We start from the raw sequence: 22443 nt of genomic DNA, 5'->3' as shown, positions 1-22443 counted from the left end.
TGTCCGCCCGGCCCGGCACTGTCCGGCCGGAAGCCGACCGGATAGCGTGGTCCTTGATCATCATCAAGGCCGGTTCCGGCCTTCTCTCAGGGGGGTATGCCGCATGGCGTTCCGCAAGTTCCTCAGCGCGCTGGGGGTCAACGCACCCGAGGTCGAGACCGTGCTCGACGAGCACCAGTTCCAGCCCGGCCAGGAGCTGTCCGGCACGGTCACCGTCCGGGGCGGCGCCGTGGACGTGGAGATCGAGCGTTTCCAGGCCGAGCTGGTGGTCCGCTTCGAGAACCACGGGGCCGAGGCCCGCTACCTGCACGTGATGGAGGCCCGGGAGTTCGGTGCGCCCTTCACTCTGGCCGCCGGGGAAGTCCGCACCCACGTGTTCACGTTCCGGCTGCCGCTGGGCATGCCGCTCACCCACTCCGACGGGGAGCGGCTCAGGGGCGCGTACAGCGCGGTCCGTACCGAGCTCGCGATCGACAACGCCGTGGACCGCGGGGACCTCGACGAGGTCGAGGTGCACGCCCTCCCCTCGCAGGCGGCCGTGCTGCGGGCCTACCAGGCGCTCGGCTTCCGGCACGTGGACACCGAGGTCAAGCCGGGCCGGGCCATGAACTCCCGACAGGAGGTCGACTGGTGGCAGGAGTTCGAGCTCGCCTTCCCTTCGGGCTATCGGCCCGCGATGCTGGAGATGATGATCGTCACCCTGCCCGGGGTCATCGACGTGTGCGCGGGGGGCTGGGCTCCCCGGCTCACCCTGACCCACGAGGAGGCCGCGGCCGACCAGGCGGCGCTCAACGCCCGGCTGGAGGCACACATGAAGAAGCAGTACGGGGCCTGAAGCCGCCCCGAGGGCGGTACACGCGGCAGGCGCCGCCCCCCCCACGGGATCACCCTGGGAGGCCGCCTCCGTCGCCACCGCCTTCGCCCACCGGTCGTCGGCCTTCACGCCGGGGGAGCGCTGGATCTCCGCGGCGATCACCGGCTGGCGGGGGATCTTGTACCCCGCCAGTCGGGTGCGGCAGTGCGTCTGGATCTCGTCGAGAGTCGGGTCCGCCGCGCCCGGGCGGACCTGCACCACGGTCGCCGAACTCCTCGATGAGCCCAGTTCGGGGTGAGCCCTTCGATCATGCTGTCGGCGCGCATCGTGAAGACGCGGAAGGCGGCCAGGAGCACCCAGGTGAGGAAGGTGGGGGCCGCCGCGCTCTGGATCCAGTGCGCCCAGTCCATGGGCACTCCCCCTTGCTCGTTGTGTGCTTCACCGTAGCCGCGGAGCCGGTCAGCAGGGGCCCAGGAGCGGATGGCGTTCACCGGGACGGGTGGGACCGGTTACGAAGTCGCCCACTCCACCCCGAGTTCGGCGAGGGCGGCGAGCTGGTCTGCGCCGAGTCGGTCGCGGCGCTGGCGCTGATTGACCAGCCGCACACCAGTGCGGTGCGGGCCGTCTGGGAGGTTTTCAGCGTGGGCTCGGCCGGGCAGGCCGCCCTCCCGCTGTACGTACTGCTGGAGGGCTTGGAGGCCCTTGTGGAAGGCTTCCGCACTCCGCCCGGACGTAGAAACGTCGCACCCGCCGTGGCAGCCGCTGTACGGGCCTGTACCGCCCGTGCGGGCTTCACGCCGAGCGCGGCAACCGGCGCTGCTGCTCCTCGGTGAGCCGGCGGAAGTCGCGGCGCTGGGTGACCAGCCACCGGCCGACGTCCTCACCATGCCGTGTCACCCCGGGCACGATGGCCGCGAGGCGGGCGCCGTCGTCCATGAGCTGAGCGAGGTAGGCGTAATGGCGTTGCCAGTCGACCGCCCAACCGAGCGCGCCCGGGTTCCAGTCCTCATCGATCGCGGCGAGGGCGGCGGCCCGCTCCTCGGCGCGTACGGGGTCCTTGCCGAGCCCGCCGGGCCGGCGGACGTTCGTCAGCCTGCGCGGTGTCGGCTTCATGTCAGTGAGTGCTGGCAGTGACGGTGGCCAGGTTGGATGGTTTTCGCTGGTGGGTCGTTCCAAGGTCGATCTGCTCACTGACAGGTAGCTGGTGTCTGCGGAAGGCCGTGCTGACATGAATTGGTGTTCGGTCTGGACCGTCACTGTCATGAAGCCGGTACTTCACAACGAGGGATACTCGTCATTGAAGATCCGGTGCCTACCTGCGCAGGCGCGGGATCGCCGCGATGATTCCGGAACGGATCGACCAAGTGCGAGAGCCTCCGTCGGTTCGACCGGGCCGCCTACCGGCGTCGCAACGTCGTCGTACGCTGCTTCAATCGGCTCAAGCAGAACAAGGCCTGGCCACCTGCTACGACAAACGAGCCCGCCACTACCTGGCTCTGGTTACCCTTGCCTGCCTGCGGCTATGGCTCCCATGACTTTGCGGACACCTCCTAAGGGTGCAGTTGGCCGGTGATCTCCGTGATGGCCACATCAATCACGAACGCGATCCCGCCGAGCCCGGCAAGGAGGAAGCCGGGCCCGATGATGATGTCGAAGAACCAGTCCTGCGGATTGGGGGGTACGACCACGCTCGACAGGTCCCGCGGGTCGTAGGCTACCTGGATTGACTGGTTACGGCTCCGGTGATGGACGACACGCGTGGTGCCACTGCTGTCCGTGTACTGGTATGTCGCGGGGGCGTCCGCCCGCACCGCGACAACGGTGACACCGTGCCTGTGCAGGCGAGCCGCGCGGAACAAGGTTCCGGTAGCGAACAAGCCGACCCACAAGGGCAGGCCAGTGATCACACCGAACGCCACGATGCCCAGGGCGCCACCCGTGGTGTCACTCCCGTCGCTCAGGATGGCGGTGGCCGCGGCAAGGGCGAGGACCCCGACCAGATAGCCGAGCATGATCCATCCGGCTTTTCGGTGGTACCTCTCAGGCCAGGTTTTGGTGACGATGCACCGACTGACGAGGGCATCGCCGTCTGCATCCTCGGCGTGGTCAGAGAGGCGTGCGTTCACGGCGTCCCTGAAGGTGATGGCTGCTGTCTCGCTCACGTCCTCGATGTGGTGGAGGGATGGTGTCGTCCCGGTGAGTGCCCTCAGTTCGATCGTGACGCTCCTTGCGTCGGCATGGACTTGGGCGATCGCTCTGGTGGGGATCGTCAGTTTCTCGCCGGGGCGTTCCAGGATCAGGCTGTCCTGTTCCGGGCGCAGGACGGTGGATCCGTGTCCCCGTAGGACTGGTATGGACGACATATTCGACATGGGTAAGATCGTAAAGCAACCGGTTTGCCGCGAATGGGCGAATGCGACTTTTCGGTTTCGTGGTTTGCCTGAAGTTCGTGTGCGGCATTTTCTATCTGCTGATCGATTTGTCTACGTCCGCACGGGACGGCCCCGCGGGTCGGCCGGGGTCGGGTGCAGCCCGTGCCGATGTGGCGTTGTGAATGGGTGTGCTGGTGGCACCGGGTGGGTGTCAGTCGGATCGAGGGGGAGGTCGCTGCTCTTGCCTCGCAGCGGTGGTGATCATGGCTGTCACTGGGTGACCACGTTGCTGTTATGGGCCGCTCTTTGATGGGCCGTCGGCTGTCACCAGAACGCTCATTCCCAGTTTGGGTGGCCTCGGTGGCTGTTGTGTGACCATCGCTGTGCCCCGTGCTGGCCAGTTGGCTGGCACGGGGCGCTTGCCCGGTGGTGGACCCGCAGTGCCGGGGCTGTCGGTGCGGGTTAGCGGATGGTGACCTGTAGCGGTGGTCTGGAAGCGTGCAGAGTGGTCCGCTTGGCGGGGTCCGACAGCTGTGGTCGGGGTCCTGGGGTTGGTTGGCCTTAGATGCCGGTCAGGCGGCCGGTGAGTGTGTAGTCCCCAGAGCCGGGAATCTGGTAGACCCCGGACGCCAGCCAGGCTGTGTCGAAGCCGCTGCGGCTAAGGCTGCAGAAGTTTTGGTAGACGTTTTCATCCGGGTTGATTTCGCAGCTCCAGCTATACCACCCTGAGGCGATGTAGATGTTCCTCGTTGCGAATCCATGGGTTGATCCGGAGGAATCACGTGTGACTGTCACCTGCCATTCGTAGGTGTCACCTGCGAGGTAGATGTCTCGCGAGACGCCGGCTGAAGCCGAGTATTGAGAAGGGAACTTGGTGAGCCAGATGCCTCGGCTTACCGTGGCTGTTCCTGCGTGAGCTGGCCCGCTGGCGAGGAACACCATCGCAATGACTGCTGCGATTATCCCCACAACACGTGTGGTCGCTTTCTGCTTGGACACTTCATCCTCCTCGGAGTGACGGCAATCGAACGGACTTTATGATCTTGCTTCGTTTCAGTCAAGTTCCGGCAAGAGCCTGGTCTATCCCGGTTGGGTGCCTATGGCCTTGAGGTGGGCCGCCCGCAGTTCGTGGCGCGACATTTCTATCTGTCGATCAATTTGTTTACGTCTGCTTTTTTGTTGGGGATCGACGGTGTCGCTGGTCAGTGAATCTGAGCAGTCGTCATGTCTTTGACCTGGGGTTGTGCAGGTTGGCTGAGCGGGTTGGTGGCTGTGTCGGCTCACCGGATCTGCTTAGAGTCTGGGTTTGTTAGCCGTCTGACCTGCGGTGTTCGTCGGCATGGGTGCGACTGTGCAGGTTGGTTGAGCACTGGGCAGTTCGACTGATCTCCGACACGTCAATCTGTATGGAACCTCTCCAGGCGGCCTGGGGATGTTCTGGTTTCTATCCGTGTGTCGGTCTGAAGCATGCGGGGGTGGTGGTCTGCGGTCGGGCGAACAGCGCACCCAGGGACGTGACGGTCACCGGCGGGATGCCGGGGCGCTGCTGGCAGTCTTGCCGTCGCAGTGGACGCGGCGTTCGCCCTCGGCGTCCGACGGTATGTGGGGTGCCGGCCTGCGGGTGGTCAGGGGCTTGGCTGGCGTGCTGTGAGACGGGTTCCCGCGGGGGAGCGTGCTGCTGGTTTCCCTTGTCAACAGTGTGGCGTCTGCTCGGGTGAGGGGTAATCGTTTTTGCCGCTTTGGCGCTGGTATGGGGGGTTGTTCGGGGCGGAGGATGGCGGGGACTTCACGGCGTGGGGCGGGGTTCGATGTGCCGGGGGTCGGTGGGCGGGTTGTCGGCTGTAACGGGTTTCGGAGAGGTGACGGTTGTGGGTTCGCGTCGTGGGTTCTTGGCTGCCGGTGGGCTGGGTGTGGCTGCTGCGGTGGTGTCCGGGCCCGTGCGGGCCGCGGCCGGGCGGGACAGGGCGGGGGTGCGGTCGCCGGATGCGGGGGCCTGGCGTGATCTGCAGCGCGCGCTGGGCCCTGGCGCGGCGCTGTTCCGTCCCGGGGACGCACAGCATGTGGCGTTGTCGTCGCCGTTCAACACCCGGTACGCGGCTGTGCGCCCTGCGGGGATCGTGTCGTGCGCGAGTGTGGCGGATGTGCAGGCGGCTGTGCGCTGGGCCGCCCGGTACGGTGTCCCGCTGGTCCCGCGCTCGGGCGGTCACAGCACGGCCGGGCACTCCTCGACGCCCGGGCTGCTGGTCAGTGTGCGCCGGATCGACACGGTGGGCGTCTCCCGTGCGGGCGGGCTGTCGGTCGGGGGCGGGGCCACCAATTCCGATGTCTACGCGGCCCGGGCGGCGGGCCTGTACTTCCCCGGCGGGCGCTGCCCCGGTGTCGGCGTGGCCGGCCTCACGCTCGGCGGAGGCATCGGCTTCAACGACCGCCGCTGGGGCCTGTCCTGCGACAACCTCCTCTCCACCCAGGTCGTCCTGGCGGACGGCAGCGTCACCTGGTGCGACGCCAACCGTAACGCGGACCTGTTCTGGGCCTGCCGCGGAGGCGCCGGAGGCAACTTCGGCATCAACACCCACTTCACCTACACCGCCCAGCCCGTCGCCCGGCAGCAAGCGACCGTCTTCGACATCTCGGCCGGCTTCACCCACGCCCAGCGCATCGTCGACACCGTCCAGGAACTCCTGGCCGCCGACACAGCCGGCGCCTTCGACTTCCGTATCCGCTTCACCAACCCCGGCACCGGCACCCCGCCCGTCCTGAATCTTCTGGGCCAGTACCTCGGCGACGAGACCACACTGCGCCGCATGTTCACCCCCATCCTGGCCACCCGCCCGGACCGTACGTTCATCGAGGAGCGCACCTTCTGGTCGGCGCAGGACTACCTCCTCATCCAGGCGACCGGCATCCCCAGTCAAACCAAGTCCGTCGTCACCCGCGACTGGCTCAGCGCCGGGGCCGTCCGCACGGTGACGGACTGGATCAGCAACTGGACACCGGCCGCCCCCCGCAACGAGGCGTTCGTCGCGTTCTTCGCCATGGGCGGCGCCATCGACCGCACCGGCACCGCGGACACCGCCTACCCGCACCGCGGCGCCCGCTACATCTGCGAACTCCACACCAACTGGGCCGACCAGGATCCGCCCTCCGTGGCCGAGGCCAGCATCGCAGCCGCCAACGCCTTCTACCCGACCCTGCAGAGGGACCTCAATTCCCGCTCCGCCTACGTCAACTTCCCCGACAACGACCTCGGGCAGTGGCAGCGCGCTTACTACGGCGACAACTACCCCCGCCTGCTGCGGATCAAGGACCACTACGACCCGACCCTCTTCTTCCGCCACGCCCAGAGCATCGGCACCCGCCCGTAGACACCGGCAGCGGGCGGCCGCGACTGGCGGCGGGGGCGCGGGTCGCTTCAGCGGCGCCGTGGCGGCGCCGGAAGCACGCCGACTTCCCCGCCCCCGGCCGGATTGGTGTTCCTGACGGTCTGGGGCGGATCGGGCTGGCGTCCCCGGTATACGGGGTGTTTTCGGTCGGTCGGGACGGGAAGGCCTGTTAAGGGTATGGGCCGGGAGTGTGCGGCGAGCGCTGACGTAGCGGCGCGCCGGTACCAGTGCTCGCGGTCGTCGCCTTGCAGCAGGGCGGCGCACCCTGGTGCCCAGCTCCATCCTGGTGATCCACCCGCCTTGCGGCCTTCAGCCAGCCCCTGCGCGCCCACGCGGGCCCGGGGCGAAGCCGCGGGCAAGATCTGGAGGAGGCGGCCTACCTCCACGGCTTGACGGCTCAGGGGGCTCCGCGCGCTGGCCCTTGAGGGCTGTTCGTGTCGAGCGTGACCTCGCGAGGGAGGGGCCGGGGCGTGCCGGCCGCCTTACGCGACTGTCCGACGATCCTCGCCCAGACCTCAGCCCTGCTGACGCTGCTGCTGTGTTCCGGGCTGATCTCCTGCCTGGCAGGTCCGGCATGCGGCTGCCCTCGCGGCCGAGGAGACGACTTCACCACCGACGAGCAACAGCCCGCCCCTGGCTGGGCGGAGCAGGCTGCCGGCGGGGGCCACCGGTGCTTGTGCCGGCACTGGACGCCGCCCGCCGGCGCCAGCTGCTTGGCGTGGCGGGTCAGGCGAAGTGTGACTTGAACTCGGCGAGGCTGATGCGCCTGTCACCGTCGGTGTCGGCCTTCCGGACGAAGTCGGCGAGCTTCATTCCGTCGAGGGTCCCGCCGTTGGCCATGCCGTAGTCCCTCAACTCGCGCAGTCGGATCTCGCCGCTTCCGTCCGTGTCGATCTTTGCGAATACAGCCTCGACCTCGGCCTCGGTCATCTTGCCCACTTGGTCCTCCTACAGTTCGTGCACGGGGAATGCCTTCTCGGCAGGCGACGAAGCCACTGCTCGGCTTCGCTGCCGCAACGCCCATCTTGGCCCCCGCCCAGGGCTCTTCCGTTCCCTCCGTGCCGCGGACTGCGGCCTCGTTCTCCTCGGGGTGGAACCGCCTGCTCCAGAGCGAGGGAGCTGCGGAGCTGCGCAAACGATCACGTGGGGGGGACCGGACACCTGGGGACACGTCCCAGGTTCGACGGCAGGGGAGGCCCAACAGATTCACTCCATCGGCGCGACCGGGGGCCTCGCTGGGACGCCCCCGGTTGGCGTTCCCTGCTCGCGGCCTTGCCCCTGCGGTGGTGCCGGGCCGGGACACGGTGTGGCTTGCGCAGGCCGCCGGGAACCTGCCGGCGGGTTTCGCCGTCCGGCGGGGGTTACGGCGTGACGGGTAGCTGGTGCAGTCCGTTCAGGCGCAGTGTCTTCCTCCGTCTCAGCTGTTCCTGGGGGATGGCGAGGGTGAGGTGGGGCTGGTGGAGGAGGTGGGTGAGGGCGGTGTGGAGCTGGGTGCGGGCCAGGGTGGTGCCGAGGCAGTGGTGCGGGCCGTGGCCGAAGGCGAGGTGGGGGCGGGGCGGCCTGGTGAGAGTGAGGGGGCCGGTGTTGTGGTGATGGGTGGGGGAGAGGGTGAGGCTGAGGAGGAGGGTTTCGCCGGCTCGTATGAGGGTTCCGGCGAGGGTGAGGTCTTCGCGTGCGTAGCGAGGGGCGGCGGTGGTGGTGGGGGTGGTGCGGGCGAGGAGTTCTTCCACGGCGGCCGGTAGCAGGGCGGGCCGGTCGCGGAGGAGTTGTGCTTGTTCGGGGTGGGTGAGGAGCAGCAGGGCGCCGTGGGCGATGGCGTGGGTGACGTTCTCGATGCCGGCCCACCAGAGTTGGAATGCCAGGGCGGTGAGCTCGTCTTCGCTGACGGGGCGGTGGGCTGCAGGTGCGTGGAGCCAGGCCGAGAGCAGGTCGTGCCCGTGCTGCGCCTCCTCCTTGTGCTGTTGGTGGTGGCGTCGGGTGACGAGGTCGGCCAGGAGCTGGTGGACGTGGTTGACGCTGTCGGCGAGTTGCTCGTGACGGGTGTAGGTGAGGAGGGTTCGGGTTGCTTGTGTGAGCGCGGGTTGCTCGGCCAGGGGGATGCCGAGGAGGTCGGTGACGAGGGTCAGCGGGAGCGGGAGGGCGTAGTCGGCGACGAGGTCGGCGCGGGGTTGTGCGGTGAGGCGGGCCAGCAGGCGCCGGCTGACGGCGTCGATCCTTTGGCGCAGGTGCCTGGTGCGGCGGGCGGTGAAGGCCGGGGCGGCGAAGCGGCGTAATCGGGCGTGGTCGGCGCCGTCGTGACCGAGGAGGTTGCCGTCCAGCGGAGGCGGCAGGCGGAAGCCGCTGTGGCCGGCGGAGGCGAACGCCCTGTCCACGGTCAGTCGCCGGTCGAGGAGAGCGGCCCGGACGACGTGGGGCTGGGTGATGAGCCAGAACGGCTCGCCGCCGGCCCCTTGCATCCGGCGTGCGGGGGCTGTCGCTGGACACGGTGGGGCCGGTGCGGGGCCGGAGGCGCTAGGGGAGTTGTTCTGCATGAACGGGCTGCTCCGTCCGGGGTGTCAGAGGGGCGTCGGGGCGACGCCTAGCCCCTCCCTGCCCATGCGCGTGGCTGGGCATGTCGGTGCTGGGGCGCGTGTCCCCCGCGGCGCATCACGTAGTGGGCAAGCCCCAGGACCGGATCCGGTCGGCAAGACGGCCATGTGCGGCGTGAGGTGTACGGCGAGGTGCGGGCGGCGGGCGGCGGGCGGCGGGGCGGCCCCGGGTCCCGGTGGTGTTCTCAGGAGGTCTCGGCAGCGTCGGGAGTGCTGCTCTCCGGCTGCCAGTTGAGCCGGCCGTTCGGCTTCAGGGTGCCGCTGGTGTCTGCGGGGAGTTCTGCCACGAGGGTACCGGTGCGCGTTTCGCCTGGCTTGAGACGGCCGTACTCGCACAGCGCGAGGTCGTTGATCAAGGTGCAGGGCGCGGACACCTTGACGATCTTCAATTCCGGTGTAATCCACACCCTTAGCATGACTTCTTCGACCGGCTCGGTGCCGTTGGTCACCGTCCACGGCCAGGAGACCGTTTCGGCGTTCTCGGAGACCTGGGGCTTGTCGAAGCGCAGTTCGACTTCCGGTTCTGTCTGTGCCGCCGCCGGGATGGCCGTCGTGAGGGTCAGCGCGGCGGCGGCAGCGGCGAAGACGGAGCGCAGGATGCGCAGCCGATAGAGCTGGTGCGAGTGGTTGAATTTCATGATCTGTCCAACGTCACCGATGCCCGGCGGTCACGACGAGACCCGGCAGCGTGGTGCTGCGGGCTGCTGTTCAGGCCCGGATATCGTCCACGAGCATGCGCAGGGTGAGGCTGTGCCTTTCGGGTGGCAGGGCGTCCATGGCGGCGGTGGCGTGGGCGATGCCCCCGGTGCGGTCGCCGGAGCGGGCGAGCATCAGTCCCTTGTGGAGTTCGAGGTGGGTGGCGAAGCGGGGCAGGCTTGGCGGGAGTTCGGCGGCGGCTTGGTCCTGCGCGTCGGTGGGGGAACCTGGCCTGGACCGAGGGACTGGACGGCCTGGTCGGTCGGGGCAGGTAGCGGGAGGGCGAGCGGGCGGTAGCCGTCGACTACGGGAGGACGCCCGCAGCCGACCGGCAGTAACGACGGTTTTTCGCCACGGCACGCCCATCACTCCTTCGAGTGATGAAGAGATCAACAAAACTGCTCTCAGACCGGTCGTCCACTCCCGTGTGCGGGGAAAGTCCGTCAGTGTATTCGCGCCAATTCCGGAATATGAGGGTTCTGAACAGCGAACTCGGGCAGGTGGTCCCAACCCGTGATCCACGGGCTGCCATTGAGGAAGGAACCACAGCGCGTGACGACCGCACGAGCCGCCGGCAGCAGGTTGAAGATCTACAACGACCGTACCTATGTTCATACGACTATTGTTCGCCATCAGGGCACCACCGTAGCGTTGGCCCTTGATAACCAGCGACGCCTTTACTACAGCGTCCTCGACCTCAACGCCGCCGCCGTCCTGCCCTCCGACGAGGACGAGAACGGCAACCCCGAGCTCGACGTCTGGCACTGGGCCGAAGACCCCAAGGAGCTGCTGTTCCCGCGGGAGATCGCTCGCGCGGGGTTCGCGGCGCTCGGCGCGGCCCTGCTGCCGAAGATCCGGGAGGGCGGACGCGTCGAGCAGGGCCCCGACGACTTCTTCCGGGACGACGAGATCGACCCGTTCCTGTCCTCCACGGCCCGGCTCACCGCCTCCGCACCGTTCCAGGCCCTCTCCGACGGCCGGCACATCTTCGTCTTCCGGCAGGCCGTCGCGGCCACCGACAAGGACGCGCTGTACAGCACCCCCGACGGCAAGAAGGTGACCGGGGCCAAGGACGGCAACCGCGCCATCGCCCCCGACGCCCTGCTCTGCGACCGCTTCGTCATGGCCGGCGGCGAGCTCAAGCCGGTCCAGGAGGTGCGCTACCGCCGCAGCCGGCACCGAGACCGGCCCGAGTCGGCCAAGGACTCCCTGGGCATCACCGACATGGACGGCAACCCGTTCCTGGAGCCCACCCTGGAGCTCGGCTTCGCAGGCAAGGTCGCCGACGGCCGGTTCACCGTGCTATTGGTGCCCACCGCTGTCGCAGACGTCCAGCGCTGGCAGTTCTTCGTCCACAACGTCAAGGCCAAGCGCATCGACGCGATCAACGTGGAGCAGGGCGAGGACGGCCTCTTCCACACCGAGGGCACCCGCTTCTACACCAGCCCCGACCCGGAGTACCAGGACTCCGTCCTGGAACGCGCCCCGGGGACCTGCCCGTTCACCGAGAAGCCGCTCGTCCCGGTCGTGCCCGAGACCAAGTTCGCCGAGTCCGCGCTCCGATTCTCGAGCGCGAGCAACAAGCCGTACGGCAAGGCGTCCGCGCCGGCCGGATTCGGCACGGGCGCTTACACGATCGAGGCATGGCTCAAGCCGACCGTCAAGCCCGCGACCCTCATCGCCACGGACGGCGGCCTGGCCCTGTCCATCGACGCGGACGGCAAGCTCGTCCTCGCCCACGGTGCCACCGCCGCCGTGAACGCCGCCGCCAACACCGACAAGGAGGCCGCCACCGGCACGGCCGTCCCGCTCGACAGGTACGCGCACGTCTCCGCCATCTACGACGGCACGCGGGCCGCCCTGTACGTCGACGACCAGCTGGTGGCATCCGGTCCGCTGGCGGCCGCAGACGCCCCGACACAGGTCTTCTTCGGCTGCAAGAACCCCGATGAAGGCCCCTACTTCACCGGCTACATGGACGAGTTCCGCCTCTGGTCCCGGGCTCGCAAGCCCGAGCGCGTCGCGGCGACCCGGGGCGAGCGCCTGGTCGGCGACGAGCCGGGGCTGGTCCTGTACTACCAGTTCGACGAGGGGAAGGGAGACTACGTCTACGACCAGAGCGACAGCGGCCTGGACGGCTACTTCAGCAAATCCGCACGCTGGACCGCCTCCGACGCGCCGGTCGCCGACCACCCGGGCATCCGCCGCGACTGCTTCCGGATCTCCGGGCGAGCCATCGCCGGCGGCCTGTCCGCCGTGCTCCTGCACCAGCAGGAAGACGCCAGGACCGGACACGACGGCCAGACCAAGCCGGTGAAGCGCCAGGCCCGGGTGCTGCTCACCTGGTTGGTGAGTGCCACCGGCAAGGACACCGACAAGACGAACCGGATCGCGGCGCTCGACGTTGCCGTCGCCCGCGACGGCCGCCTCGCGCAGATCAAGGACGTGCTCCAGCTCCCCACGGTCGGCTCCGACATCGAGGAGGTCGATCCGGCCGAGGAGAACCGGCTCAACACGGAAATCGCCCAGCTCCGCGTAGACATCAAGGCCGCGGAGGACGATCTGGAGAACCTGCAGGAGGACATCAAGGACCCCGGCCGCATCCGGGAGGCGTTCCGCAGCGCCCTCGGCAGGGCCACCACCGCCATCGGGACCGTGTGCAAAGCGGGGGACAGCACGGACTGCTGGGTCTACTTCGACAACGACACCGACATCCGGCTGCTCAAGGTCGCCGACCCCGACGGGGACAAGGAGTACGAGGTGGCCACGGCCGTGGAGCTGGCCGACCCGGCCGACGCCTCGGCGCACTGGAACCTGGTCTGGTGGGGCGCCGACTCCTATCACACCCTGGTCAGCCCGGTGACCGACGAGGTCCTCGCCCGTGACGGCTCCTCGGTGGTGCTGCGCAAGAGCCGGAACCAGGCCGTGTACCTGGACTTCCAGGCCCGGGGCGCCGGATACCGCATGAAGCTGGGCTTCAATACCGACGGCGAGACCAAGGCCACCGTCGAGAGGGGCCTCGGAAACGTCCTCAACTGGGACAGCAGGAACACGAAGCTGGTGATGCGGCAGAACGAGGGCAGCCGCGTCGCCGTCTACTGCGTCGCCGTCACCCCGCCCAACGACGACGCCAGGAAGGCCGCCGAGGCGCTCGCCGCCGCCGGCCGCCGTCGCGACCTGGTCGCGAACGGCCCGGCGAACGTCGCCGGCTACACCGACCGCGTCACCCGGCTCAAGAGCGCCCTGGCCACGAAGGAGGAGCGGCTCGGACGCATCACCGGCGGCACCCAGGGCCGCAGCGACCGCGTCCTGCCCATGGCGCACCTCGGCCAGGACGCCATGGGCCTGGGCTGGACCGGGGCCGTGCTCGACTTCGCCACCGCATCCGGCGCCCCCTTCCTCGCCGAGAGCGGCACGGGGCACGTCGGCCTGTACTACCGGGACGCCAAGGACCGGTTCACCGGCATCTTCTACGACACGAGCGTCGGCCGGGCCGGCAAGGTGCTCACCGCCACCGAGTCCGTCACGGTGCGGCTGGTCGCCCGGGACGCGGGGCTCGACCTCGGCAAGGTCACGGTCACGGTCGCCGCGGACACCGTAGGCCCGTTCGCCGACCGCTGCACCCTGACGCTCTCCGGCGGCGGCATCGCCACCGAGACATGGAAGCTGCTGCCGCGGAACACGGCCGCACTCGTGAACGCCCTGAACGGCGTCCGTGCCGAGCCGGTCCCGGTCGGGACGGTCGCCTCGTTCAAGGACGGCGTGCTGACCCTGGCCGACCCCGGCGCCCGGCGCGCGCTGACCGCCGGCGACCTGCTCGACGTCGGCGGCACCCTGTACGCGCTCACCATGCCGGTCGCCGCGAAGGACACCGAGCTGCGGCTGACCCACGGCCCGAACACCGCGACGATCCCCGCCGAGACCGTCGTCCGGCTCGTCTCCTACGACCCGGGGCTGGTGACCCACGACGTGCCGGGGTCGGGGGGCGAGTACGGCTCCCGCTTCGTCACCGCCGCGCTCATCGGCGGCGTCACCGGAGCGGTCCAGGACGGCACGGCGTCCGACGAGGGCGAGGCGCGCCCCTCGCGCTGGTGGGGCGACCTGCCCGGCCGCGCGCTGCGCTTCGCCGCCGAGACCGAGCCGCCGGCGCTGCCAGCCGCGAACCGGCCGGCGGCCCGGCACGTAGACGACCTGACCGTCGAGGCCTGGGTCAAGCCGTCCGCGGTCCCCGCAGACGCCCCGGCCCACGCCGCCGACGACGACGGCTCGGTGCGCGTCCTGCACGCCAACTTGGGCGCGGACTCGCAATACACCCTCGTGCTCGGCGCGCCGAACGCCACCGGCGACCGGCAGCTCGTCGCGGGTGTCGGCGACGCCTTCGCCTCGGGCCGCGCCGTCGTTCCGGCCGACACCTGGACCCACGTCGCCGCCGCGTTCGAGCAGTCCTGGGGGCTGCGCTTCGCCAACGGCGTCTACGGGGACACCCCGCACACCGACGACCTGAACATCGCCAAGGACCTGACCTTGGAAGTGTTCCTTCAGACCGGCGAGCTCAGCGCGGCCCAGGGCCTGCTGTCCAAGGGCCGGATCGACGACGGCCGGGGCCGCCGGGTCCCCTACCAGTTCGGGATCGAGGCCGACGGCAGGCTGTTCTTCGCCTTCGAGGACGCCTCCGGCGCCGAGGTGCGACTGCATTCCACCGGCAAGGTCAAGGCCGGAACCTGCCACCGGATCGGGATCGTCCGGAAGATCGGCGACAACCGCGAGGAGATGCGCGTCCCCAAAGAGCTCCTGGAGCCGCCCGCTGGCGCCGCGCCGTCCAAGGATGCCGGCTCTTCGGCGGCCAAGGCGATCACCGAGTTCGTCGAGTCCATCGTCGTCCGGCAGTGGTCCGACATCACCTTCCACATCGACGGCTCCGAGGCCGGCAAAGCCCGCTACGACCAGGCCCCCGACCTGGGCCACCCGGGCGGCCTGGAGATCGGCAGGGCCCGCCGCGGCGGGGGCGACCACCCGTTCACGGGTGTGATCAGCGAGGTCCGGATCTGGAACACCGCCCGCGCCGCCAAGGAGGTCGGAGCGGACATCCCGGTGACCGACGACCGGTCCTGGGGTGGGCAACCGCTCCGGCCCGAGGGGCTGATCGCGCACTGGCGGTTCGAGGAGAAGCTGGGCAACGCCGCCGCCGACTCCGCCGGCAGCCACCAGGTCCGGCTGCACGGCGTGAAGTGGGTGAAGAACCCCGACCCGAGGGGCAGCACCTTCCGGCTGTACGTCAACGGCCGGGCCACGCAGAACACCCTGCTGGCCGCCGCCGACGCCCCGGCCAAGGGCGCCTACGGGGCCGAGCAGTTCGCGCTCGGCGGCCGGGCCGACGCGACCGCGCAGCGGGAGCGCTTCGTCGGCGTCCTGGAGGAGGTACGGGTCTGGCGCACGGCACGCACCGAGGAGCAGATTCTCGACAACATCTTCGGCCGCCTGATCGGGGACGCCGCCGACCTCATCGCCTACTACGCGTTCGACGACGAGTCGACCGAGGCCGACGCCACGTCCATCCGCGACCAGGGTCCGCGCGCCCTGGACCTGACGCTGTCCACGACCGCGGCGGCCCGCCCGTCCCCACTGATGTCCACGGCACCGATCTCCTCGGACAGCCCCGAGGTCCGGCCGGTCTTCGCCACCGGGCAGCCGCACTATGTGCGGACGATCGCCGCCACCCCGGCGGTCGGGGAGTACGCCGACCTCCAGCGGAACCGGGACGGCTCGACGCGCGGTGTCCTCAAGCGGGCCTACGCGTTCCTCCAGGACGGCGCCTGGAATCTGATCACGGGTTACAAGCTGGGCGACCTGAAGTCCGAGTGGGTCGGCCAGGCGCAGTTCGACCCGCAGCTCATGGGCTACATCGAGGGCGCGCCGCCGATCCCGTCGGAGAACCTGGTCGCCACCCGGCGGCTGAGCTCCCTGAGCTACATCAACGCCACGTCGGTGGAGTTCCAGCAGGCCGACCAGGTAGTGCAGACGCTGTCCTCCGGCGGGGAAAGCACGGTCGACACCTCGCTGGCCTTCCAGCTGGCCAACAACGCGGACTCCTCCACACTGATGATCCAGGCCCCGCTCGGCATCGGTGTGGCGACTCCGCTGGCCCAGTTCAAGTACGACGTCCGGGGCGGTGCCACCCTGGAGTTCTCCAACGGCTGGGGCCACCAGACCGACGTCTCCGAGGGCGTCAACACCGCGCGCTCCACCACGGTCGGCCTCAGCGGCGGCTGGGAGCCGGATGTCGAGGCGCACCAGATCGACGCCACCGGGGGCCGGCGCTTCATGCCCGTCAACACCGGCTACGCACTGGTGCAGTCCGAAACCGCCGACGTGTTCGCGCTGCGCGTGGAGCACAGCGGCGCGGTGGTGGCCTACCGGATGCTACCCAACCCCGACATCCCGCGGGACTGGAACCTGCTGCCGTTCGCCCTCAACCCCCGCTACGTCAAGCAGGGCACCCTAGACGGCTCGGTCGGCTTCACCGACAAGGGCGACAAGCTTCTCGACCCCAGCTACAAGGACGCCACCGACTACGGCGAGTACAGCTACTTCAAGCCCAAGGAGGCCTACGCGCTCAAGCGCCGAATCACCGAGGACCAGCAGCGCCGCCAGGCGTACTACGAGGGCGTGTCCACCGAGACCCACGACCCGGACCCGACCGCCGAGCGCGCCCGGGAATTGCTGAGCCGGTTCACCGGCCCGGTGCCCGGCCCGGGGCCGGACCGGAAGGGGCAGGACGAGGCGGGGGTCTACTCGCGCCGCGACCTGGTCAACACCTACGTCTGGTCCGCCGACGGCGGGTTCTTCGCCGAGACCACGGAGACCACGGACGTGGTGACCGAGACGACCAGCGGCTCCTACCGGTTCAACGGCATGGGCACCGTGGGTATGAGCGGCGGCTTCAAGGCCTTCGGCGTCGGCATCGGCTTCCAGGTGGACGCCGCCCTGGGCGGCGGCATCAGCCGGACCCGTTCCAAGGCGAAGGAGTCCACCCGCACCTTCGGGCTCAACGTCCTGGTGGACACCCCCGGAGACATGCAGAAGTACGACAAGGACGGGAACCCGGAATACAAGGACGGCAACGCGGTCGAGGTTCCCGGGCGCGTCGACGCCTACCGGTTCATGACCTTCTACCTGGACAGCGACAAGGCCAACTTCGAGGACTTCTACGGCAAGGTCGTCGACAAGCAGTGGCTGGAAGGCGCCGACCCCAACGCTGCAGCGCTGCGGCAGGCCCAGCAGTCCGAGGCCAAGCCGCCGTGCTGGCGGATCCTGCACCGGGTCACGTTCGTCAGCCGCAAGCTGCCACCGGTCGCTCCCGTGGGGGCGACGAAGCTGGAGAAGGCGATGCGGGGCGCGGACGTGGCGAGCAACTACGAACTCGTCCGCCGTCTCGAACCCTTCATCGACCCGGCGGTCCGGAGCCGGGACGAGCTGACCCGCCAGGTCCGGGACGCGATCAGCGCCAACCTGCCGGAGCTGGCCGGGCACGCGGACCAGATCTCCTCGTTCTATGCGGACTTCTACGGGGTCTCGGAGGCGCCCAGGCCCTCCGGGTCTTCCAAGAAGTAGCCGTCTGGCTGATCACCGGCTGATCGCGCGATGCCCTGGCCTTCGGCCGGGGCATCGCTGCTCTGCGTGTGAGTTGGGTGTGCGGTGGCAGGGTTTGGGCGTCATCGATGCGTGGTGGCTTTCTGGCCTTGCCCGTGGGGGCGAAGCGCCGACGGGGTGCTGCCTGGGGTGCCGGTCCGTCACAGCGGGGTGTGCCGGGGTGGATCTGCGTGGCGTTGGACATGGGGGAGCCTGCCTTTCGTAGATCAACAACGACAGGCAGGGTAGGGCCTTGCCCGACGCCTTCCCCTTGATTCCAGCCACCTTCGAAGGCAGCCACCCGAACGTGCGTAGCCGGCGACGGTACACAGCATCCGGCGCTCCGCCCCTGGTCCCTGGCCGGTGGCAGTTTCGGCGGTCGGGGACGGGGGTGCGTGGTCAAGAGCCGGCCCACTCCACCCCGAGGGCGGCCAGGGCGGCGATGTACGCGGGCAGTGTTTGTGATCGGTGGCGGGTTGGCTGATCTGGGCTGATCAGTTGGTGGTGCACCGGGAAGTTGGTGAGCGGGTGGTGCCTGGTGCGAGGTGCTGGGTGGTTGCCGTGCGGTGTGGCCTTGTGCTTTGGCAGGTGTGGTCCTGCTGATCAGTTGCTGTGCACGCTGATCCCTTTCACTGATGGCGGATAGGCGGGCGACGGGTTCGGGGCTGGTTCGGCAGGCGGATGCCGGGCGGGGGTTGTGGTCGTGCGGGGACGTCGAATGAGGACGTTGTGCTGCTCCCGGTGGTCCGGCCTGAGGTGGACTGGCGGGTGGTGCGCACTGTCCCGGCTGGTCGGCGCTCCCTGCTCGCTGCCCTCGACCCGGTCGTCCCGGGCCGGGACCGGGTGTTGCTGGCGGAGGTGGCGCGGATGTGCCGGGTGGGCCGGGCCGCGGTGGTGCACTGGCGGCGCCGGCATGCCGACATTCCCGCGCAGGCCGGTGGCACGGAGGTGCATCCGGAGTTCGACCGGGGCGCGGTGGTGGCCTGGCTGCTGGCCCACGACAAGATCGGCGTGCCCACGGAGACGCCGGTGGGCTCGCTGGTGGTGGCTGCGGGCGGGGGTGGCACGCAGAGGTTCCGGATTGGGGACCCGTGGCTGGGACTGGCCGGGGACGTGGCGGGGGAGGACGAGTTGTCCGGCTGGTTCACGGACGAGGACGCCGACGCGCTGGCCGAGCTGGCGGCGGCAGGGTTCGGGGCGTCCGTGCGCCGGCTGACCGCCCTGGGCACAGAGCCGTTGGCGGTGCCGGGGGAGGTGCGGGTGATCGAGCGGTTCCGGTCGGGTTCGGGTGGCCTGCGGCTGACCCTGGCTTGGCCGGCCGGCCTGCGGCTGACCCTGGCTTGGCTGGCCGGCCTGCGGGGTGCAGCGCAAGGGCGGACGGGCGGGGTGGTGCGCCACGGCGTGCCGTACGCCGGCTCGGCGGAGGGGTGTGCGTGCACGTGGCACGACTGCGGCGGCCTGGTCCCGGTCGGAGGGGTGCGCCGAGCATGGTTCGGCCGCCGGGCCGGCGATGGAGTGGCACCCCGGCGGCGGGATTCGCTGTGTCGAGTTGGCCCGCAGGCGCACCACGCTGCCGGTCTCGCCGTGATGGTCACCAGGCGCCTCGCACGCGGGAGAACCCAGCTTCTGGAATTCGATGTGGACCAGCTCGCCGGGCCGGGCGTGTTCGCAGCGGCGGACGGGCTCGCCGGTGGCCCGGTCACAGGCGGCCAGGGCGGGCAGGCCGTGTCGGGTCAGGATCCGGTGGGCGGTCGAGGATCCCGGTCCGGGCGGCCAGCCGCAGGGGCCCGATGCGGTGCTCGCGCTGCAGCCGCAGGACCTGTTCCTCGACAGCGGCCGCTGTTCGTTGCGGCTGGTGGTGGTGGCGGCTGGACCGGTCACACATTCCGGCGACGCCCAGCTGCCGGTGGCGGGTGTCCGGCGGGCGGCGGTGGTGTGGCTGATCTGGAAACGTTCGGCTGGCCGGCGCAGCGGCGAGCCTCGTCCACGACACAGCGGGCGAGACGTAAGCGGCCGGTCTCGGCCAGCGGGGCGTTCCGGTGGGGCACGAGGGCCTCCTGAAGTCGGTTGAGATGTCGCAATCCCACCGAGTCAGAAGGCCCTCACCCATTTCAAGCACCCGGCACGCGTGTCACCGACGTCCCGGGACAACGCACCTAGGTTGTTATGTAATCGGTTGCGACTGATTCAAGCTTACCCATATCTGATCCAGTTGTGGCTGGCGCCAGCGGCGTAGCACGGCCACTGCACAAGATGGGTGTCTAGCTGGCTGGAGTTGTTGGGTGTCGCGCACTGCACGCTGCCGTTGTTGACGAGTAGCTTGCCGCCCGCGCTGCCGTCAGACTCGTACCAGTTCTGTGTTGGGTAGCCCTTGCATTCGAACTGCACCAGGACGGCGTTTGCAGCGCTGCTTCCGTCCTTTACGGACAGACAGCGCTTGCTTTGGAAGTTGCGAAGGAACGGGCCGTCCCAGTACCAGGATTCTGCGATTCTTCCGGTGCAGTTTCCTTGAATGATGGTGAGGTTGTCTTTGAGGCGATGGAGATATGGGTAAATGCACTTCCCGCTGTGCTTGTTTACGAGTTTGAAGTCGTCGATCGGGTCGGGGTGGCTCTTGAGTTCGAAAACCATCCGCTGGGGGTGGTCCACGCTCGAGTTCTGGTTGGCTTCGCTGATGCCTCGCAGACGACCTTCGCCCCCGTGTGACTGGGGATCCCAGTCGAGGTTTTGTGTCATGTCCGGGGCCATCGTCGTGATGACTGCGGAGAAGCTTCCGTCAGTGTTGGCTGTTCCTCTGTAGATGCAGGAGGCCTCGTCGAAGATGTACCCGTTGGTGCCGTTGATGTTCCAGCCGTACGGGCAGTAGCCGCTGAGGTAGAAGTTTCCGCCCGTGTATACGGCGCCCTGCATGCCTACGATCGTGGAGCGCCAGGCGCCCTTGGCATACACGTCGCTGCTGCCGGCCTTCGGCTGAGGTAGGCCGCTGTACAGGTTGAACGGCCAGCGGATGATGCGGCCCTGCGGGGAGGGATACGGGCGCATGTCGCCCTCTTTTGCAGCCTTGTTCTTCCCTTGGTATTCAGCTGACACAAGGGCGCTGTTGGCTCGGTCGAAGCTGAGGGAGTTCAGGCAGGGCGTCGTCCCCACGCGGGAGACGCATTTCCCTCGTGTCGGCGACGTTGAGTATTCATAGCTGACAGGAAGGACGTTCGCGTAGTTGGAGGTTGTTGACGGGTTGTTGTTCACCTGCAGGTCATCGAGATCGAAGACCAGCATTCGGGAATCGGATCCGAGGATCAAGTTGTTGCCGTACCAGACGATGCCGTCGGCGTGCATTCTTACATGTGTGATGTGTCCGTATTCGTCAACCTCGATGGGAAATATGTCGAGGTAGCGCGGGTTTATTTGGGAGCGTTCGACGAACCGGAACTTCATGGCCTCCGATTGACCGTCAGTGATTCCATGGAAGCTGACGACTTCCCAGCGCGAAGGCCAGGGACCGCCGGCAGGCCAGGTCCCGTCGGCGAGGGGGTCAGGGTGGTGGGGTATCGAGAATCCTTGAGGCGTCCACCGGTCCGGGTTTGTCACGAGTCCGGTGTCGTCGGAGTTGTTCCAGCAGTATCCCTCAGCGCGAGCACCCGGATGGAACGGTTCGGGGTAGCACGTCGAACCGGCCGGAGCCCTTCCTGTGCCGGTGTACGGCAGGTTGAGCAAGTGGGTGGGGTCCAGGCTGGTGTTCGCGAGGAGGCCGGCGTCGACCGTGGCGCGAAGGTTTTGAGCGGTGGCGCCCAGGTTGTATGACTGCCACTCGGTTGAGGGAATCACGGCGGCAACGGTCTCGTCCTCGGCGTACGCTGTTCCCGTACCGGCGCAGACACCTGCCAGCAGTGCGAATGTGGCCATTACGGCCTGCGCGGTCCGCAGGATGCGCGGGCGGACCACTCTGATCTTGTTCATGCCAGACAGCCTGGCAGTCGGCCTCAGCGTTCCAACCCCCGGGGTCAGCAACCTCTCGTGTAGCCCAGGGCTCGGTCGGGGCGGTACCGCGGGGGGCGCTCCAAGCAGACACCGGCTTTTGACTAGTGACGGACGGTCAGCCTTTGTCTGCGTCTGGTCCTGGGCCGAGCCATCGCCGGCCGGGGGAGCGGGGCGCGGTAGTGGGTCCCCTCGGCGGCCGCATGCGGCGCCTCGGCCCAGTTCGGCTGCAGGGCGCGCGCAGCGGGCCCACGGTGGGCTCCTCATTCTCCCGGTTCCGCCGAACCGTTAGGCCCAGCATTTCAGGTGGACGCACACGGACTAATATCTTGCTCGGGCGAAGAAACCCATCCCGACGCGGAATTTCATAAATCCCAGAGAATCGTCCACGAATTTTGGCGACGGACAGAAGCTGACCGTCCCTCCGGCCCGGGTGGGTGCGTGGGTGTTCTCGGGATGCTACACAGGTCATCCGTGATGCATCCCGTGATTCAGATTCCGGCCGAAGAGCCGGGTGCGGGCCTGGTGCGCGCGGCGGGGTGGGCCGGATTCGAACCGGCGTCATCCCCCTTGCAGGGGGGCGCGTCGACCTCTGCGCTACCTGGTCCCGCCGCGGCGTGAGCAGTTCACGTGGCCCCTTGCTGCCAGCGCCCGCGGAGCGGGCTGGTCCCGGAGGCGAAGCCGGAGGGGCCCGGGCGGGGGAGCGGAGCGGATCTTGCCAAGGGGCTGGAGGCCCGGACCCCGTGAAACGGGGTCACCTCCCGTGCTGTGCACGGGAGTCCGCTGGGCGCAGCGCGCCCCGTTCGGGATGGAGCGAAGCGGAGTCCCGAACCGTCCTCCGCAACGCGGAGGATCCCGGTCCGAAGGGCCGGCACTGGCCCCGCTTGCGGGGCCGCCGATCCGCAACGCGGATCGGTTCTCTGCCCCGCGCAACGCGCGGGGCTTTCACTCTCCAGCGCGCAGCGCTGGAGATCCCGCTCCGCGGG

11 protein-coding genes and 2 pseudogenes are annotated in these 22443 nt (G+C 68.9%); 4 read left to right on the top strand and 9 right to left on the bottom strand.

What is annotated here, in order from left to right; all coding sequences use genetic code 11:
- Window positions 1-103 precede the first annotated feature (103 nt).
- Complete coding sequence (locus tag ACGFQ9_RS35175; RefSeq protein ID WP_393579638.1) at window positions 104-835, top strand: sporulation protein; 732 nt, start codon at window positions 104-106, stop codon at window positions 833-835.
- 771 nt (window positions 836-1606) lie between these two features.
- Here the strand turns inward: ACGFQ9_RS35175 and ACGFQ9_RS35170 are convergent.
- Complete coding sequence (locus tag ACGFQ9_RS35170) at window positions 1607-1927, bottom strand: helicase associated domain-containing protein (protein ID WP_393579637.1); 321 nt, start codon at window positions 1925-1927, stop codon at window positions 1607-1609.
- Between the two features lie 157 nt (window positions 1928-2084).
- Between ACGFQ9_RS35170 and ACGFQ9_RS35165 the strand changes: the two are divergent.
- Window positions 2085-2349: pseudogene (locus ACGFQ9_RS35165) on the top strand (transposase); the annotation flags it as partial.
- A gap of 15 nt (window positions 2350-2364) precedes the next feature.
- Here ACGFQ9_RS35165 and ACGFQ9_RS35160 read toward each other — a convergent pair.
- Together ACGFQ9_RS35160 and ACGFQ9_RS35155 are read right to left on the bottom strand one after the other, a co-directional pair.
- Window positions 2365-3186 carry a hypothetical protein gene (locus ACGFQ9_RS35160; protein ID WP_393579635.1) on the bottom strand — a complete coding sequence of 274 codons (822 nt, stop codon included), beginning with the start codon at window positions 3184-3186 and terminating at the stop codon, window positions 2365-2367.
- Window positions 3187-3747: 561 nt separating this feature from the next.
- Window positions 3748-4185 carry a hypothetical protein gene (locus ACGFQ9_RS35155; protein WP_393579634.1) on the bottom strand — a complete coding sequence of 146 codons (438 nt, stop codon included), beginning with the start codon at window positions 4183-4185 and terminating at the stop codon, window positions 3748-3750.
- Between the two features lie 809 nt (window positions 4186-4994).
- On the opposite strand from ACGFQ9_RS35155, the gene ACGFQ9_RS35150 reads away from it, so the two are divergent.
- A complete protein-coding gene (locus ACGFQ9_RS35150; protein WP_393579759.1) occupies window positions 4995-6551 on the top strand; it encodes an FAD-binding oxidoreductase in 1557 nt (518 codons plus the stop codon).
- Window positions 6552-7295: 744 nt separating this feature from the next.
- Here ACGFQ9_RS35150 and ACGFQ9_RS35145 read toward each other — a convergent pair.
- From ACGFQ9_RS35145 to ACGFQ9_RS35130, 4 genes are all read right to left on the bottom strand, one after another.
- The gene (locus tag ACGFQ9_RS35145) at window positions 7296-7499 is read right to left on the bottom strand and encodes an EF-hand domain-containing protein (RefSeq protein ID WP_393579758.1); all 204 of its coding nucleotides are present in this window, start codon (window positions 7497-7499) and stop codon (window positions 7296-7298) included.
- Window positions 7500-7930: 431 nt separating this feature from the next.
- Window positions 7931-9025, bottom strand: a complete 1095-nt coding sequence (locus ACGFQ9_RS35140) for a cytochrome P450 (RefSeq protein WP_393579632.1) — start codon at window positions 9023-9025, stop codon at window positions 7931-7933.
- Between the two features lie 317 nt (window positions 9026-9342).
- Window positions 9343-9795: a hypothetical protein gene (locus tag ACGFQ9_RS35135; RefSeq protein WP_393579631.1), complete on the bottom strand. Its 453-nt coding sequence runs from the start codon at window positions 9793-9795 to the stop codon at window positions 9343-9345.
- 70 nt (window positions 9796-9865) lie between these two features.
- Entirely contained in the window at window positions 9866-9988 is a 123-nt protein-coding gene (locus tag ACGFQ9_RS35130; protein ID WP_393579630.1) for a hypothetical protein, read from the bottom strand.
- Between the two features lie 417 nt (window positions 9989-10405).
- Here ACGFQ9_RS35130 and ACGFQ9_RS35125 point away from each other — a divergent pair, with 417 nt between their 5' ends.
- Window positions 10406-17464 carry a LamG-like jellyroll fold domain-containing protein gene (locus ACGFQ9_RS35125; protein WP_393579628.1) on the top strand — a complete coding sequence of 2353 codons (7059 nt, stop codon included), beginning with the start codon at window positions 10406-10408 and terminating at the stop codon, window positions 17462-17464.
- Window positions 17465-19099: 1635 nt separating this feature from the next.
- Here ACGFQ9_RS35125 and ACGFQ9_RS35120 read toward each other — a convergent pair.
- A pseudogene (locus ACGFQ9_RS35120) lies at window positions 19100-19530 on the bottom strand (leucine zipper domain-containing protein); the annotation flags it as partial.
- 145 nt (window positions 19531-19675) lie between these two features.
- The gene (locus ACGFQ9_RS35115; RefSeq protein WP_393579627.1) at window positions 19676-21439 is read right to left on the bottom strand and encodes an RICIN domain-containing protein; all 1764 of its coding nucleotides are present in this window, start codon (window positions 21437-21439) and stop codon (window positions 19676-19678) included.
- Window positions 21440-22443 lie beyond the last annotated feature (1004 nt).

The organism is Streptomyces sp. NPDC048603, assembly GCF_043199475.1.
In the GTDB taxonomy this organism is placed as follows: Bacteria; Actinomycetota; Actinomycetes; order Streptomycetales; family Streptomycetaceae; genus Streptomyces.
Note: the sequence above shows the minus strand (reverse complement) of the source record. Positions and strands in the feature narration are given on the sequence as shown.

Coding starts and splice junctions, on each gene's coding strand:
- ACGFQ9_RS35170 (WP_393579637.1), bottom strand. CDS start 1,927: ATGAAGCCGACACCGCGCAGGCTGACGAACGTCCGCCGGCCCGGCGGG.
- ACGFQ9_RS35115 (WP_393579627.1), bottom strand. CDS start 21,439: ATGAACAAGATCAGAGTGGTCCGCCCGCGCATCCTGCGGACCGCGCAG.
- ACGFQ9_RS35130 (WP_393579630.1), bottom strand. CDS start 9,988: ATGCTCGCCCGCTCCGGCGACCGCACCGGGGGCATCGCCCACGCCACC.
- ACGFQ9_RS35160 (WP_393579635.1), bottom strand. CDS start 3,186: ATGTCGAATATGTCGTCCATACCAGTCCTACGGGGACACGGATCCACC.
- ACGFQ9_RS35140 (WP_393579632.1), bottom strand. CDS start 9,025: ATGCAAGGGGCCGGCGGCGAGCCGTTCTGGCTCATCACCCAGCCCCAC.
- ACGFQ9_RS35145 (WP_393579758.1), bottom strand. CDS start 7,499: ATGACCGAGGCCGAGGTCGAGGCTGTATTCGCAAAGATCGACACGGAC.
- ACGFQ9_RS35175 (WP_393579638.1), top strand. CDS start 104: ATGGCGTTCCGCAAGTTCCTCAGCGCGCTGGGGGTCAACGCACCCGAG.
- ACGFQ9_RS35135 (WP_393579631.1), bottom strand. CDS start 9,795: ATGAAATTCAACCACTCGCACCAGCTCTATCGGCTGCGCATCCTGCGC.
- ACGFQ9_RS35150 (WP_393579759.1), top strand. CDS start 4,995: ATGTGCCGGGGGTCGGTGGGCGGGTTGTCGGCTGTAACGGGTTTCGGA.